Source organism: Roseicyclus marinus (assembly GCF_030163795.1).
GTDB classification, from domain to species: Bacteria; Pseudomonadota; Alphaproteobacteria; order Rhodobacterales; family Rhodobacteraceae; genus Roseicyclus; species Roseicyclus marinus.
The window spans coordinates 86,143-100,726 of sequence record NZ_JASJOF010000001.1 but is presented as its reverse complement, the minus strand read 5'-3'; the positions used below and the strand labels follow the sequence as shown (position 1 = coordinate 100,726).

The window sequence follows — 14,584 nt, the reverse complement described above, 5'->3', positions numbered from 1 at the left end:
GTCGGATCAGACCCAGGGACGGCTTTGTGCGGCCTGCGTTTCGAAGGTGTCGATCGCTGCCGCCTTCTCCAGCGTCAGGCCGATATCGTCCAGACCGTTGAGCAGGCAATGCTTGCGGAACGGATCCACCTCGAAGGAAATCGAGCCGCCATCGGGCCCGGTGATCGTCTGGTTTTCCAGATCGACGGTGATGACCGCATTTGCGCCACGCTGCGCGTCATCCATCAGCTTGTCCACGTCCTCTTGCGGCAAGACGATGGGCAGAATGCCGTTCTTGAAGCAATTGTTGAAGAAGATGTCGGCGAAACTGGTCGAGATCACGCAGCGGATGCCGAAATCGAGGAGCGCCCAAGGGGCATGCTCGCGGCTCGACCCGCAGCCGAAATTGTCACCCGCGACGATGATCTGCGCATTGCGGTATTGCGGCTTGTTCAGCACGAAATCGGGGATTTCCTGACCGTCTTGGGTATAGCGCATCTCGTCGAACAGGTTCTTGCCCAGACCAGACCGCTGAATCGTCTTCAGGAACTGCTTGGGGATGATCATGTCCGTGTCGATATTGACCAGCGGCATGGGCGCGGCGATGCCGCTCAGCTTGGTGAATTTTTCCATTTCGCCTCTCCTCGGTCGGGCCGTTGCCGCTTTAGCCGCTCGGGGGGCGGGCGGCAAGGTGCCCGAGGGTCTTACGCGCACTCTGGTCAAGCGCCGGGGGCAGGCCTACGACTTGCGCGAACACCCCTCGATCCCGGAGCCCGCAGCCATGGTCCGCTTCCTCGCCGAGAACAGGCGCTGGCTGTCCACCGGTGTGCTGCTCGCACTTGGGGCCTGCCTTGGACACACATGGTTCATCGCGCTCTTCGCGGGCGAGATCCGGGCGGAATACGGGTTGTCCGACGGGCAATGGGGCCTGCTCTACACCGCCGCGACGCTGGCCTCGGCGGCGCTCCTTTTCGGGCGCGGCGGATGGGCCGACACCGTGCCGCTCTCGCGCCTCGCCCCCATCCTTGCCATGGTCTTTGCCGGGGCGGCGCTCCTGATGGCTTTTGGACAAACGATCTGGCTGCTCGGGGTCGCGGTGTTCCTCTTGCGCTTTTGCGGTCAGGGCATGTTCAGCCACATGCAACAGACCGCGATGGCGCGCTGGTTCGTCGCCACGCGGGGCCGCGCCATGGCCATCGCCAATCTGGGCTATACCACGGGCCAGATCCTGTTGCCCCTGCCCGCCGTGCTGGTGATGGGCTGGATCGGCTGGCGCGGCGGATGGATCGTGGTGGCGGCGATCCTTCTTGTGGTGATCTTGCCGCTGCTCGTCTGGCTCTTGCGGCAAGACCGCACGCCGCAGGGCGCGACCGGCGGCATTCCCGGCGCACCCGGCCTTGGCGGGCGGCATTGGCAAAGACGCGACGCACTGCGCCACTGGCTGTTTTGGGCGCTCGTGCCGCTGATGCTGACGCCCGGCTATATCGGGACGGTCGTCTTTTTCCATCAGGTCCATGTCGCCGAGGTCAAGGGATGGTCGCTGGTCGCCATGGCTCCCGCCTATCCGGCATGGGCATTGTCCGAGGTCGCCGCCGCCTTTGCCGCCGGTTGGGTCGCCGACCGCTTCGGCCCGGCGCGGCTCCTGCCCCTTGCGGCCCTGCCCATGGGGCTCGGCATCGCGATGATCGGCATGGGCGACAGCCCGCTCGCATGGATCGTGGCCATCGGCCTGATCGGCGTGACACAGGGCATCGCCAACACGATCTGGGGCACGCTTCTGCCCGCGACCTATGGCACGGATCACATCGGTTCGGTCCGTGCCGTGGCAAGCGCCGTTCTGGTGGTCTCGACGGCGCTCGGGCCGGGCATGGGCGGGGTGATCATCGACGCAGGCATCCCGGTGCCGGACCAGGCGGGCGTCATGGCGATCTGGTGCCTTGGCCTGTCGCTGGCCATGCTCGCGGTGATGCGCCGCATCCTGCGCGCGCCCTGAAAGACTGCGGGCGCCCCTTGGGACGCCCGGCTGGTCTCACATCAAGTCGCGCACATCCGTCAGCCGCCCGGTGACGGCCGCCGCCGCCGCCATGGCAGGGCTCATCAGATGGGTGCGCCCGCCGCGACCCTGCCGCCCTTCGAAATTGCGGTTCGACGTGGCGGCGCACCGCTCGCCCGGCTGCAACTGGTCGGGGTTCATGGCAAGGCACATGGAACAGCCCGCAAGCCGCCATTCGAACCCCGCCTCGCGGAAGATGTCGGCCAAACCCTCTTCTTCGGCCTGCGCCCGCACAAGACCCGAACCGGGCACGACCATCGCGCGTTTCACCGCGATCTTCTTGCCCTTCAGGATCTCGGCCGCGGCGCGCAGATCCTCGATCCGCCCGTTGGTGCAAGAGCCGATGAACACCGTGTCGATCTCGATATCCTTCAGCGCCATGCCGGGCGTCAGCCCCATGTAATCGAGGCTGCGTTTCGCCGCATCGACCTTGCCGCCCTTGAAATCCTCGGGCGCGGGAACGGCGGCCGTGATCGGCAGCACATCCTCGGGCGAGGTGCCCCAGGTCACGACCGGCGCGATATCCTCGCCCCGGATCGTCACGACCTTGTCCCAATGGGCGTCATCGTCGGAATAAAGCGTCTTCCACCACGCGAGCGCCGCCTCCCACTGCGCGCCCTTCGGCGCATGGGGGCGACCCTGTACATAGGCAAAGGTTTTTTCATCGGGCGCGATCAGGCCCGCGCGCGCGCCGCCCTCGATCGCCATGTTGCAGACGGTCATCCGGCCTTCCATCGACAGATCGCGGATCGCCTCGCCGCAATATTCGATGACATAACCCGTGCCGCCCGCCGTGCCGGTATGGCCGATGACGGACAGCGTGATGTCCTTGGCGGTCACGCCCGGCGCAAGCTTGCCGGTGATCTCGACCTTCATATTCTTCGATTTCTTCTGGATCAGCGTCTGGGTCGCCAGAACATGCTCGACCTCGGAGGTGCCGATCCCATGCGCCAGCGCGCCAAAGGCGCCGTGCGTCGCCGTGTGGCTATCGCCGCAGACCACCGTCATGCCCGGCAACGTCCAGCCCTGTTCGGGGCCGACGATATGCACGATGCCCTGACGGATATCGGTAACGGGATAGTAATGAATGCCGAAATCGAGCGCGTTCTTGTCGAGGGCCGCCACCTGGATGCGGCTTTCCTCGGGCATCTGGTCGGGGTTTTCGCGACCTTGGGTCGTCGGCACGTTATGGTCGGGCACGGCGATGGTCTTTTCGGGCGCGCGCACCTTGCGGCCGGTCATGCGCAGCCCTTCGAAGGCCTGCGGGCTGGTGACTTCGTGGACAAGGTGGCGGTCGATATACAAAAGCGAGGTGCCATCCTCGGCTTCGTGGACGAGATGGGCGTCCCAGATCTTGTCGTAGAGCGTCTTGCCGGTCATGGTTTCGGGTCCTTGGTCGCGGGAATGTCAGAGGGTCAGGCAGGGCGGCAGGGCATCATAGCCCGCCCAGCCGCGACCGGCGCGCGCCGAAAAAGCGCCAGGGCAGACGCGCCCGATCCGCAATGTCGAAAAGCCCGCTCTTCATGACGTGGCAGATACATCGGCAATTCCGGGAATCCAAGGGTTCGGGTTGCAGGCCGGGCAGGAACCGATAGGCTTTCGGTCACGATTGGTGAAAGGACGACGATGGAGCCCGATCCGACACCCGGCGCCCCGCCGACGGAGGCCTTCGCGCCCCCCGGCGAAATCCTCGCCGACATAGCCGGCAATCTGTACCTGCGGGGCGAGACCTTCCTCGCCACGTTGCTCAGGCCATGGAACGCCTACCAGGTCGCGATCATCCTCGCGCTGCTTTTGGCTGCATGGCTTTTGCGGGCCACCTTCGGCAATCGCATCCGCAGATGGATGGCATCGCGCGACGGCTGGCCGACCTGGCGGATGCGGCTGCTGGTGGTCATCCACAAACGACTGATGGGCATCTTCTTCGTCGCGCTGGCATGGCTGACGTTTCTCATCATGCGCGAGGTGACGTGGCCCAGCCGATCCTACCTGATCGGGATCGTCACCGAACTGGCCAGCGCCTGGCTGTTCGTGGTCTTCGCAACGCGGCTGATCTCGTCACCTCTGATCCGCACCTTCGCGCGCTATGGCGCCTGGGCCTATGTGACGGTCACGATCCTGAACCTGCGCGAGGACGCGACCGACCTTCTGGCCTCCATCGGCTTCACGCTGGGCGGCACGCGTCTGTCGCTGCTTTTGCTGGTGCAGGCGGCGGTGCTGCTGACCGTTCTCGTGATACTGGCCCGTTTCCTGTCACGCACGACCGCCACGCGGATCCAGCGCAACGAGGATATCTCGCCCTCGATGCAGGTGCTCGTGGTCAAGCTCTCGCAGGTGCTGCTGTATGGTGCGGCCGTCATCATCGGGCTGCGCGCGGTCGGCGTGGACCTCACCGGGCTGGCCGTCCTGTCGGGGGCGATCGGCGTGGGCTTGGGCTTTGGTCTGCAGAAGGTGGTGTCGAACCTCGTGTCCGGTGTCATCATCCTGCTCGACAAGTCGATCAAGCCCGGCGACGTGATCAGCCTGGGCGATACCTTCGGCTGGATCAACACGCTGGGCGCGCGCTACGCCAGCGTGGTCACGCGCGACGGCAAGGAATACCTGATCCCGAACGAGGACCTGATCACCGGGCAGGTGGTGAACTGGTCGCACTCGGACCAGTTCGTGCGGCTCGACATCTATTTCGGCACCGCCTATTCCGACGACCCCCATCTCGTGCGCCGCGTCGCGATCGACGCGGCGGCGGGCGTGCCCCGCGTGCTCAAGGATCGCCCCCCGGTCTGCCACATCGTCGGCTTCGGGGATTCGAGCGTGGATTACATCCTGCGGTTCTGGATCACCGATCCGACCGGCGGGCTGACGAACATCCGGGGCAATGTCTATCTGGCGCTTTGGGATGCGTTCAAGGAACACGGCATTTCGATCCCCTTCCCGCAACGCGAGGTGAAGATCCTGGAGGGATCGACCGTCAAGGCCACCGCCCCGGATTGAGCGCGGGGGGCTCTGCCCCCGTCCCGTTCCGGGCCTCCCCCGGACTTTTTGGGCCAAGATGAAGGCAGGCTCAGAGCGACCTTGTGGTCGAGAGCATCGTGGGGTCGAGGCGCAGCTCGATCAGGTGCAGACCGCCCCGGTCGGCGGCATCGAGCGCGGGGGCGAGTTGGTCCATCTCGGTCACCAGATGGCCGGTTCCGCCATAGGATTGCGCCAGTTGGACATAATCCGGGTTGAACAATTCCGTCCCCGACACCCGACCCGGATAGTGGTTTTCCTGGTGCATCCGGATCGTGCCGTAGCGCCCGTTGTTGGCGATGATGACGGTGATATCCGCGCCGAACTGGCGCGCGGTGGACAGTTCCTGCAAAGTCATCTGCAAGCAGCCGTCGCCCGCGAAGCAGATCACGGGGCGGTCGGGATGTTGGAGCTTGGCGGCGATGGCTGCGGGCAATCCATAGCCCATGGAGCCGGAGGTGGGCGCCACTTGCGTCTTGTAGCCGCGATAGCGGGCGTAGCGGTGGACGAAGGCCGCGTAATTCCCCGCGCCATTGGTATAAAGCGCGCGCCCCTCGTAACGGTCCGAGATCAGGCGCACGACCTGTTCCATCTTGACCGCGCCGGGCGTGTCCTGCGGCACCTGCCAAGCCTCGTAATCGGCGCGGGCCTGCGCGGTCCAAGCCGCATCCTTGACCCGGCCGTTCGTGCCGCGAAGGGCTGCCAGAACGGCGGGCGCGGGCCCGGCAAGGCTGGCGGTCGGCTGATAGACCGTGCCGATTTCATCGGGGTCGGGATGGACATGCAAGATCGTCTTGCCCGGTTGCGCCGGGTCGATCAGCGTGTAGCCATTCGTGGCCGTCTCGCCCATCCGCGCGCCGAGGATCAGGAGCGCATCGGCGTCGCGCAGCCTCTGGCCGAGCCGTGGGTTCATCCCCACGCCCAGATCGCCGATGTAATTCGGATGCCCGTTATCCATGTAATCCTGCCGCCGGAAGGTGACGGCGACAGGCAGGCCGGTGGCCTCGGCCAACGCCTCCAGATCGGCCTGCGCCTCTGCGCTCCAGCCCGGCCCACCTGCGACCACCATGGGCCGCTCATGCGCCAAAAGCCGGTCGAGAAACCCGCGCGCCGTCGCCGGATCGACCGGCTGCTCTGGCCGCTGCGCAGGCCCGAGGTCTGGCACATCCGCCTCTGCGGACAGCACATCTTCGGGCAGGGCCAGCACCACCGGTCCGGGCCGGCCAGAGCGGGCCACATGGAAAGCGCGGGCGATGTATTCCGGCAGGCGCGCGGTGGTTTCCACCTCGGCCGCCCATTTCACCAGCGGGCTGAAGAAACGGCGGTAATCCACCTCCTGAAAAGCACCCCGGTCGCGGTCGGTCAGCGCGATCTGGCCCACGAACACCACCATCGGCGTTTGGTCCTGCATCGCCACATGCAGCCCCGAGGAGGCATTCGTCGCCCCCGGCCCGCGCGTGACGAACAAAACACCGGGCTCGCCGGTCAGCTTGCCATGCGCCTCGGCCATCATCGCCGCGCCACCTTCCTGACGGCAGACGATGTTCTGGATGTCATGGTCGTAAAGCCCGTCGAGCGCCGCGAGAAAGCTTTCCCCCGGCACCGAGAAAACACGCCGCACGCCGTTGATCGCCAGTTGATCGGCCAGGATTTTTCCCCCGTGGCGCTTGGACATGTCGCTCTCCCGCTTTAAGTGCCTCGGGGTTCGTTTTGATCGGAGGGTGTGGGAAATGTCCAGCTTGAGGCTACTTGGGATCTGCGGATCGCTGCGCGCGGCGTCATGGAACCGCAAACTGATGCTCGAGGCTGCGCGGATCTTCGACCCCGCCGAATTCCTCGACGGCAACCTGCGCCTGCCGCTTTACGATGGCGATCTCGAGGCGCAGGGGATCCCGCTCGAGGTGCAGGCCTTGGCCGATCAGATCAAATCGGCCGATGCCGTGGTGATCGTCGGCCCCGAATACAACAAGGCGCTGTCGGGTGTGCTCAAGAACGCGCTCGATTGGGTCAGCCGCGTGCCGGGCGGCGTCTGGCGCGACAAGCCCGTGGCGATCGTCTCGGCGGCTGCGGGACGCGCGGGCGGTGAACGCAGCCAGATGACGATGCGGCACGCAATGCTGCCCTTCCGCGCCCATGTCCTGCCGGGGCCCGAGGTGTTCATCGCCGCCCCGGACAAGGAATTCGACGATACAGGGCGGCTCAAGAACGAAATGCCGGTCAAGCTCCTGACCGAGTTGATGGGCGATCTGCGCAAGGCGGCAAGCCGCTAGCGCATGTTGCGCAAAAGTGGGGGCCGGTTTTGCGCGTCTCGAACATGCCAAATCAAAAGGTTAGAGAATGGCGCGTGAATGCGCCTGAACGCGACAGGGTCTAAAGGCTGGCCTCGGGGCGGAACTCCGCCGGGATCGTGTCGCGCCCCTCGAGGATCAGGTCGGCCATCATCCGCGCCACCATGGGCGCCATGCCGAACCCGATCTTGAACCCGCCATTGGCGATATAGGCCCCGGGTTGCAACGGATCCTCCCCCAGCATCGGCGCGCGCGACCGGGCGCGGGGGCGAAGGCCCGCCCAGCGTTCGATCACAGGCGCCTCGCGCAGCGCGGGGCCGACCCGGCGCGCCGTCTCGATCAGCGCGTCAAGCTGCCCGTCCGTGGCGGCCGGATCGTCGTAATCGCGTTCCGAGGTGGAGCCGATGGCCACCGTCCCGTCGGAATGGGGCACGATATGCAACGCCTCGGCAAACAGCTGCGGCGCCTCGCCCAGATCGGCACGAAACACCGCCGCCTGACCCTTGACGCCCGTCCCCACATTCCGGCCCAAGGCCTGCGACAGCGCAACCAGACCCGCCGCCCCGGTGGCCCGCACCTCGATCATCGGGCGGTCTGTCGCCGCGCCCCCGATCCGGCCGCCGCGCGCAAGGATCGCATCTGCCAGCGCCGCGCAGGCCCGTCGCGGATGCATTCGGGCGCTGAGGGTGTCATGGATCAGCCAGCCCGTGGGGCTGTCGAGCAGCCCCGGAAACTCCGCCGCCGCGACCACATCCCAACGATATCGCCCTTGCCATAACCTCCGCGCCGTCTCGGCCCGCGACCGGGCCAGCGCCAGCGCCGCCTCATCCGCGATGGGCTGAAGCCGGCCCGTCCGCCCATAGCCCGGATCGCCGCCGCCGACCGTCGCAACCTCGGCCCAGAACTCCGCCGCCGTGTCGAGCGCGTCGAACTGCACCTGCTTCTTGGAATTCCAGTTTTCCGGCACATGCGGGGCCAGTGCTCCCACCACCCCGCCCGAGGATCCGGCCCCGATCCCGAACGGGTCCACGACCTCGACAATGGCACCGCGCCGCACGGCCTCCCATGCGATGGACAGGCCGAAAATGCCCGCGCCAAAGACCCTGATGTCGGCCATTGCCATTCCCCCTGCCTTGCCCCAGTGTCCCCGCGTTCCGGGCAGGATTTAGACGAGCCGCAGGGCATGGACCAGCCACAGCACGATATCGATTGGCGCGACACCGGCGCGGGGCTGCGCGTGCCGGTGTCGCGCGCTTTTGACGATCCGTTCTATTCGCTGGAAAACGGGCTGGAAGAAACGCGGCACGTGTTCCTTGCGGGCAATGATCTTCCCGCGCGCTTCCGCCCCGGTTTCCATATCGCGGAACTTGGCTTCGGCACCGGGCTCAACCTTGTCGCAGCGGCCCTGGCCTGGGATGAGGCGGGTATCGACGGCCCCCTGACCTTCACCAGTTTCGAGGCCTTTCCCCTGTCGGGCGCGGATGCGCGCGCAGCCCTTGCCGCTTTCCCCGAGGCCGTCCCCCTGTCGGATGCCATCGCACACGCGCTCGATACCGACGGGCGGATCGACACGCCGCGCCTGTCCTTGCGGATCATTCCGGGCGATGCGCGCCAGACCGTCCCGGCGTGGGACGGCCGTGCCGACGCGTGGTTCCTCGACGGCTTCGCCCCCGCCCGCAACCCCGAGCTTTGGGAACCCCCGCTCCTTCGCGCGGTTGCCGATCATACCTTGCCGGGCGGCACGGCTGCGACGTATTCGGCGGCGGGCCATGTGCGCGCCGCACTGACCGAGGCGGGCTTTGCTGTCACCCGCGTCCCGGGCTTCGGGCGCAAACGGCACATGACGAAAGGGCAGCTTGCGTGAGCGCGCAGAACACGAAACTCGGCATCTGGCTGATGGTGGCCACCACCTTCGTCTTCGCCATGCAAGACGGCATCAGCCGGCATCTGGCGGGCGAATACAACGTGCTGATGGTGGTGATGATCCGCTACTGGTTCTTCGCCGCCTTCGTCATGGCCATCGCCGCGCGCAAGGCGGGCGGCTTGCGCGCCGCCGCCGCGACCAGCCAGCCGGGCGTGCAGATCTTTCGCGGCGTGCTTCTCGCGGTCGAGGTCTGCGTGATGGTGCTGGGCTTCGTGCTTTTGGGGCTGGTGGAAAGCCATGCGGTCTTCACCTCCTACCCGCTTCTGATCGCGGCGCTGTCCGGCCCGATCCTGGGCGAACAGGTCGGCTGGCGGCGCTGGACGGCCATCGGGGTCGGGTTCGTCGGCGTGCTCATCATCTTGCAACCCGGTTTCCGGGTCTTTCAGGTCGAGGCGTTGGTGCCCTTGGCCGCCGCCCTCATGTTCGCGCTCTACGGGCTGATGACGCGCTATGCCGCGCGCAAGGATTCAGCGGCGACAAGCTTTTTCTATACCGGCACGGTGGGTTGCGTGGTGATGACGGCGGTGGGCATCTGGTTCTGGGAACCGATGACCGCGCCCGATTGGGCGTGGATGGCGCTGTTGTGCGTCACCGGCGCGCTCGGGCATTGGCTTTTGATCAAGACCTATGACGTGGCCGAGGCCAGCGCGGTGCAGCCCTTCGCCTACCTGCAACTGGTCTTTGCCGCGACGCTCGGGATCACGGCCTTTGGCGAAACGCTGGAATGGAACGTGGCCATCGGGGCCGCTCTGGTCGTGTCAGCAGGGATCTTCACCCTCCTGCGCACCCGCGCCAAAGAGAAAACGTAGGGTGGGCAATCTGCCCACCACGGCCCGCCGCTACCCATCCCTCACGACTTCGGCTTGTCGTCGTAATCATCGCGCAAGATGCGATGCGCGTCGCCATCGGGGTCCTCGAACTGCCCTTTGCGCAGCATCCACCAAAAGGCGGCAAGCCCCACCGCGCCCAGAAACAGGCTGACCGGGATCAGAAGTCCGAGGATATCCATCGCGGCCTCACTTCAGCCTGAGCGCGTTGAGCGAAACCGTAATCGACGACAGCGACATCGCCAAGGCCGCGATCAGCGGCGAACACAGGCCCGCAACCGCCAAAGGCACGGCCAGCACGTTGTAGACCGTGGCGATGGTGAAATTCTCCCGGATCCGCGCCCGCGCCGATACCGAGGTGCGCACCGCATCCGCGATCGGCGCAAGGCTGCGGCCCATCAACACCATGTCCGACGCACTGCGCGCCGCATCGAGCGCAGAGGCAGGCGAGATCGACACATGCGCCGCCGCAAGCGCCGCCGTGTCGTTCAAACCGTCCCCCACCATCAAGACCTTGGCCCCCTGCCCCGACAGTTCCGCGACCAGCGCCACCTTTTCTTGCGGCAGCGCCTCGGCGATGACCTCCTCGATACCGATGGCCTGGGCAAAGCGCGCGACCGCGCCCCGCGTGTCGCCCGAGATCAGGATCACCCGCTTGCCCTGCCGCTGCAACGCCTCGACGACTTCGGCCGCGCCCTCGCGCAGCGTGTCGGCGAACCGCAGGGTCAGCGCCGCAGTCTCCCCGATCTTGAGGAAGGTCGCGGTCTCCTCGGGCGCCTCGGCGCCCAGCCATGTCGCGCGACCCAGCCGCACCACCTGACCGCGCCACAGACCCTCGACCCCATGACCCGGAACCTCGCGCAGCCCGTTAACCTCTGCACAAGAAATGCCCGCGGATCTTAAGGCTTTGGCAAGACTTGTGGCCAAGGGATGCGCCGATCCCTCTGCCAGCGCCAGCGCCACCTGCGCGGCCTCCGGCGGCAGGGCGTCGGCATCGAGCGGCGTGGGCAGACCATGGGTCAGCGTCCCGGTCTTGTCGAACACGACCGTATCCGCCTCGGCCAGACGCTCCAGCGCGGTACCGTCCTTGATCAGCAATCCCTTGCGGAACAACCGCCCCGACGCGGCGGTGGTCACGGCCGGCACGGCCAGACCCAAAGCGCAGGGGCAGGTGATGATCAAAACGGCGGCCGCGATATTCAGCGCGATCCGCACATCCTGCGTGTAAAGCCACCAACCCACGGCCGCAGCCACCGACAGGATATGCACGAAAGGCGCATAAAGCTTGGCCGCTTGATCGGCGAGCGAATGGTAATTCGCGCGCCCCGATTCCGCGACCGCGACCAGATCGGCGATCCGGTGCAGCGCCGTATCGCGGCCCGCGGCCCGCACCTCGACCGTCAGGGGGCCGGTCAAATTGACCTCACCGGCGCTGACCAAACTCCCCTCGCCGGCAAAGACCGGCAGGCTTTCCCCCGTCATCAGGCTACGGTCGAGCTCTGATTGTCCCGACAAAACAAGGCCATCCACCGGCACACGGCCACCCGGCCTTACCCGCACCACATCGCCAACGGCCAGTTCTGCAACCGATACCGTTTCCTCGCCTGCATCCGTTACACGAACCGCGCGCGGCACCTCCAGCGCGGCCAACTCCTGCGCCGCCGACCGGGCCGAGGCGCGCGTGCGATGGTCGAGATATCGACCGCCCAAAAGGAAGAAACACAGCATGACTGCCGCGTCGAAATAGGCGTGTTCGCCGGAATGGATCGTCTCGTAGGACGAGGTGACAAGCGCCAGCGCGATGGCCAGCGTGATCGGCACATCCATGTTCAGCCGCCGCGCCCTCAGCGCGCCCCAAGCCGACACGTAGAATGGCCGCCCGGAAAAGATCACGGCGGGAATGGCGATGGCCGCACTGATCCAATGCATCATGTCGCGCGTCACGCCCTCGGCCCCCGACCAGACGGCGACCGACAAAAGCATCACGTTCATCATGGCGAAAAACGCCACCGCCAGCCGCATCAGCAGATCGCGGCCCGCGCGGTCGGCGGCGGTGGTGGCCAGCACGCCGGGGTCCAGTTCATGCGCCTCATAACCCGCGCGTTCCAGAACGGCGGTCAGCGTCTCGGCCTCCACCTCGGGCCCGGCCGTCACCGCGGCCCGCCGCAGCGTCAGGTTCACCCGCGCGTCGCGCACGCCCGGAACCGCCAAAAGCGCGCGCTCCACCCCCGAAATGCAGCCCGCGCAATGGATGCCGGGCAAGGACAGCATCAGCGTCGCCTCTTTCGGCAATTCGGCCAGATGCTCGGCCGCGGGGGCGACGGCGCAGGCCGGACAGGCCGAGGGGCGGACATGTTCGAAGGTGGCGGTCACGGCTGCCCCTCAGTCGAAGTGGCGGAAGGTGATATTGTGGCGATAGTCCGTGCCGTCCCGCGCCATACCGGTCAGACGCAGCCGCCATTGGCCGTCGCCAAGAACCACAGGCGCGACAAAGGCACCGTTGATGCGGGTCAGCTCCAGCAACTGGTCTTCCTCGCGATTGGTCGGCCGCGTCAAAAGCGCGGTCAGCTCGGCCGGGGCGACCGGCGCACCGGCATCATCCACAAGGTGCAGCACCAGCGTGCCATCGCCGGGAAGGTCAACGCTGGCATTCCAGCCCAGCGCCTCTTGGGCAAGGCGGCGGTCGTCGAAGGTCTGGCTGTCGGCGTAGCTGCTGTCCACCTCCATTCCCGGAAAGGTCGACACGGCACTATAGGCCATGAACAGGTTGACCCCGATGATGAGGCCGAAGCCCCCCACGAACATGGCCAGAACATGCCAGCCTGTCAGCTTGCGGCCCGTATCCTGCCCGGCGGTTTCCAGTGTCATCGCTCTTCCCTCCCGAAGAATGTCGTGTCGCGATAGGCGCGGGTCTGAGTGCTTAGGTCTTCGACCCAGAGCCTCAGGTCGGTCCTTTCGCTTTGGGCGGCTTCGCTGCTCGCAGGTGCGATGATGTAGACCCGTTGCAGATGCGTGCTGTTCAGGGGCACGTCGACCGTGTTGCCCGTCTGCCCCTCAAGCTCCACCTGCAAAGGCTGGTCCGACACCAGCGTGATCGCAAAGGCGCTTTCGTCATGGGTCATGTTGCGGATGCGCACGTCATAGGTGTTGCGGATCGACCCGTCCGACAACACGACGAATTGCGGGTTGCGCACGGGCGCGACGGTCACGTCGATATCCGAGCGCACGAACAACAGGACTGTCAGGCCGATGCCGATGGCCGACCACAGAACCGTGTAAATGATCGTCCGCAGGCGGAAGATATGCTTCCAAACGGATTTCTTGGGATTGCCGGCGCGCTCGTTCGCCTCGTCGGTCAGGGCCATGTAATCGATCAACCCACGCGGCTTGCCGACCTTGGCCATGATGTCGTCGCAGGCGTCGATGCAGAGCGCGCAGGTGATGCATTCCAGTTGCTGGCCATCGCGGATGTCGATGCCCACCGGACAGACATTCACGCAAGCATAGCAATCGATGCAATCGCCCAGGTTCTCGCGGTCCTTGCCCTTGCCGCGCGGCTCGCCCCGCCAGTCGCGATAGGCGACCGTGATCGTATCCTCATCCATCATCGCGGCCTGAATGCGGGGCCAAGGGCACATGTAGATGCAGACCTGCTCACGCATGAACCCGCCAAAGACGAAGGTCGTGGCGGTCAGGATGGCGATGGTGATGTAGGCGACAGAGGCCGCCTGCCCGGTGACAAGCTGGCCCATCAGCGTCGGCGCATCGGCGAAATAGAACACCCAAGCCCCACCCGTCGCCACCGCGATCACCAGCCAGACCACCCATTTGGTCAGACGCAGCCGCCATTTGTGGAAATCCCACTTGGCGTTCCACAGCCTCAGCCGCGCGTTGCGGTCCCCCTCGATCCAGCGTTCGACGGTGAAGAACAGATCGGTCCACACGGTCTGCGGGCAGGAATAGCCGCACCACACGCGCCCCAGCGCCGAGGTGAACAGGAACAGGCCCAGACCAGCCATGATCAAAAGACCGGCCACGAAATAGAATTCATGCGGCCAGATCTCGATCCAGAAGAAAAAGAATCGCCGGTTCGCAAGGTCTAGCAGTACAGCCTGATCAGGCAGTTCCGACCCGCGGTCCCAGCGAATCCAGGGCGTGATGTAATAGATGCCCAGCGTCACCAGCATGATCAGCCACTTCAGGTTGCGAAACCGGCCGTAGACGCGCTTGGGAAAGACGGGCTCACGCGCAGCATAGAGCTTTTGCGGCTCTTCAGTGGCACTCATAAGACTATGGCTCCCGAATTCGTGGTGGTCCTGCGCAAGCTCAGGCTTAGGGCAGGCGCGGCGCGCGAACCTTGACGTGGATCAAACCGTCACGCGTCAGGGCATTTTGCAACGTCAACCAACTGCGCCACGCCAGACTGGCGCCCTTCCGGAACAGGTCCGCCCCGCGCGCCCTTTCTAGGGCGGCGGGGCGGTCTGATTTTGTGGCACCGGTCCCG

The 14,584-nt window shown here is 65.9% G+C and carries 13 protein-coding genes; 5 read left to right on the top strand and 8 right to left on the bottom strand.

The features are described from left to right. Positions 1-6: 6 nt before the first annotated feature. Complete coding sequence (gene leuD, locus QQK63_RS00545) at positions 7-612, bottom strand: 3-isopropylmalate dehydratase small subunit (RefSeq protein WP_277827934.1); 606 nt, start codon at positions 610-612, stop codon at positions 7-9. Positions 613-670: 58 nt separating this feature from the next. Between leuD and QQK63_RS00540 the strand changes: the two genes are divergently transcribed. Continuing rightward, complete coding sequence (locus tag QQK63_RS00540) at positions 671-1,972, top strand: MFS transporter (protein ID WP_277827936.1); 1,302 nt, start codon at positions 671-673, stop codon at positions 1,970-1,972. 36 nt (positions 1,973-2,008) lie between these two features. On the opposite strand, the gene leuC is transcribed toward QQK63_RS00540, so the two are convergent. Beyond that, positions 2,009-3,412, bottom strand: a complete 1,404-nt coding sequence (gene leuC / locus QQK63_RS00535; RefSeq protein ID WP_277827938.1) for a 3-isopropylmalate dehydratase large subunit — start codon at positions 3,410-3,412, stop codon at positions 2,009-2,011. 246 nt (positions 3,413-3,658) lie between these two features. Between leuC and QQK63_RS00530 the strand changes: the two genes are divergently transcribed. Then, positions 3,659-5,023: a mechanosensitive ion channel family protein gene (locus QQK63_RS00530; protein WP_277827940.1), complete on the top strand. Its 1,365-nt coding sequence runs from the start codon at positions 3,659-3,661 to the stop codon at positions 5,021-5,023. Positions 5,024-5,093: 70 nt separating this feature from the next. Here the strand turns inward: QQK63_RS00530 and QQK63_RS00525 are convergent, their stop codons facing one another. After that, positions 5,094-6,716, bottom strand: a complete 1,623-nt coding sequence (locus QQK63_RS00525) for a thiamine pyrophosphate-binding protein (RefSeq protein ID WP_277827942.1) — start codon at positions 6,714-6,716, stop codon at positions 5,094-5,096. A gap of 55 nt (positions 6,717-6,771) precedes the next feature. On the opposite strand from QQK63_RS00525, the gene QQK63_RS00520 reads away from it, so the two are divergent. Continuing rightward, positions 6,772-7,311 carry an NADPH-dependent FMN reductase gene (locus QQK63_RS00520; protein WP_277827944.1) on the top strand — a complete coding sequence of 180 codons (540 nt, stop codon included), beginning with the start codon at positions 6,772-6,774 and terminating at the stop codon, positions 7,309-7,311. A 100-nt stretch (positions 7,312-7,411) separates the two neighbouring features. On the opposite strand, the gene QQK63_RS00515 is transcribed toward QQK63_RS00520, so the two are convergent. Beyond that, positions 7,412-8,446, bottom strand: coding sequence for an NAD(P)/FAD-dependent oxidoreductase (locus QQK63_RS00515; RefSeq protein WP_277827946.1), 1,035 nt, complete (start codon positions 8,444-8,446; stop codon positions 7,412-7,414). A gap of 66 nt (positions 8,447-8,512) precedes the next feature. On the opposite strand from QQK63_RS00515, the gene mnmC2 reads away from it, so the two are divergent. Both mnmC2 and QQK63_RS00505 read left to right on the top strand, forming a co-directional pair. After that, positions 8,513-9,193 carry a tRNA (5-methylaminomethyl-2-thiouridine)(34)-methyltransferase MnmC2 gene (gene mnmC2, locus QQK63_RS00510; protein ID WP_277827948.1) on the top strand — a complete coding sequence of 227 codons (681 nt, stop codon included), beginning with the start codon at positions 8,513-8,515 and terminating at the stop codon, positions 9,191-9,193. After that, a complete protein-coding gene (locus tag QQK63_RS00505; RefSeq protein ID WP_277827950.1) occupies positions 9,190-10,062 on the top strand; it encodes a DMT family transporter in 873 nt (290 codons plus the stop codon). The genes mnmC2 and QQK63_RS00505 overlap by 4 nt, the downstream gene beginning before the upstream one ends. 41 nt (positions 10,063-10,103) lie before the next feature. Here the strand turns inward: QQK63_RS00505 and ccoS are convergent, their stop codons facing one another. The 4 genes from ccoS to ccoG are packed head-to-tail and all read right to left on the bottom strand — an operon-like array spanning position 10,104 to position 14,366. Then, a complete protein-coding gene (ccoS, locus tag QQK63_RS00500) occupies positions 10,104-10,262 on the bottom strand; it encodes a cbb3-type cytochrome oxidase assembly protein CcoS (protein WP_277827952.1) in 159 nt (52 codons plus the stop codon). Between the two features lie 7 nt (positions 10,263-10,269). Continuing rightward, positions 10,270-12,453, bottom strand: a complete 2,184-nt coding sequence (locus tag QQK63_RS00495) for a heavy metal translocating P-type ATPase (RefSeq protein WP_277827954.1) — start codon at positions 12,451-12,453, stop codon at positions 10,270-10,272. A gap of 9 nt (positions 12,454-12,462) precedes the next feature. Continuing rightward, positions 12,463-12,948, bottom strand: coding sequence for a FixH family protein (locus QQK63_RS00490; RefSeq protein ID WP_277827956.1), 486 nt, complete (start codon positions 12,946-12,948; stop codon positions 12,463-12,465). Further along, positions 12,945-14,366: a cytochrome c oxidase accessory protein CcoG gene (ccoG, locus tag QQK63_RS00485; RefSeq protein WP_377135695.1), complete on the bottom strand. Its 1,422-nt coding sequence runs from the start codon at positions 14,364-14,366 to the stop codon at positions 12,945-12,947. The genes QQK63_RS00490 and ccoG overlap by 4 nt, the downstream gene beginning before the upstream one ends. Positions 14,367-14,584 lie beyond the last annotated feature (218 nt).

Coding starts and splice junctions, on each gene's coding strand:
- QQK63_RS00490 (WP_277827956.1), bottom strand. CDS start 12,948: ATGACACTGGAAACCGCCGGGCAGGATACGGGCCGCAAGCTGACAGGC.
- mnmC2 (WP_277827948.1), top strand. CDS start 8,513: ATGGACCAGCCACAGCACGATATCGATTGGCGCGACACCGGCGCGGGG.
- leuD (WP_277827934.1), bottom strand. CDS start 612: ATGGAAAAATTCACCAAGCTGAGCGGCATCGCCGCGCCCATGCCGCTG.
- QQK63_RS00515 (WP_277827946.1), bottom strand. CDS start 8,446: ATGGCCGACATCAGGGTCTTTGGCGCGGGCATTTTCGGCCTGTCCATC.
- ccoS (WP_277827952.1), bottom strand. CDS start 10,262: ATGGATATCCTCGGACTTCTGATCCCGGTCAGCCTGTTTCTGGGCGCG.
- leuC (WP_277827938.1), bottom strand. CDS start 3,412: ATGACCGGCAAGACGCTCTACGACAAGATCTGGGACGCCCATCTCGTC.
- QQK63_RS00520 (WP_277827944.1), top strand. CDS start 6,772: ATGTCCAGCTTGAGGCTACTTGGGATCTGCGGATCGCTGCGCGCGGCG.
- ccoG (WP_377135695.1), bottom strand. CDS start 14,366: ATGAGTGCCACTGAAGAGCCGCAAAAGCTCTATGCTGCGCGTGAGCCC.
- QQK63_RS00530 (WP_277827940.1), top strand. CDS start 3,659: ATGGAGCCCGATCCGACACCCGGCGCCCCGCCGACGGAGGCCTTCGCG.
- QQK63_RS00525 (WP_277827942.1), bottom strand. CDS start 6,716: ATGTCCAAGCGCCACGGGGGAAAAATCCTGGCCGATCAACTGGCGATC.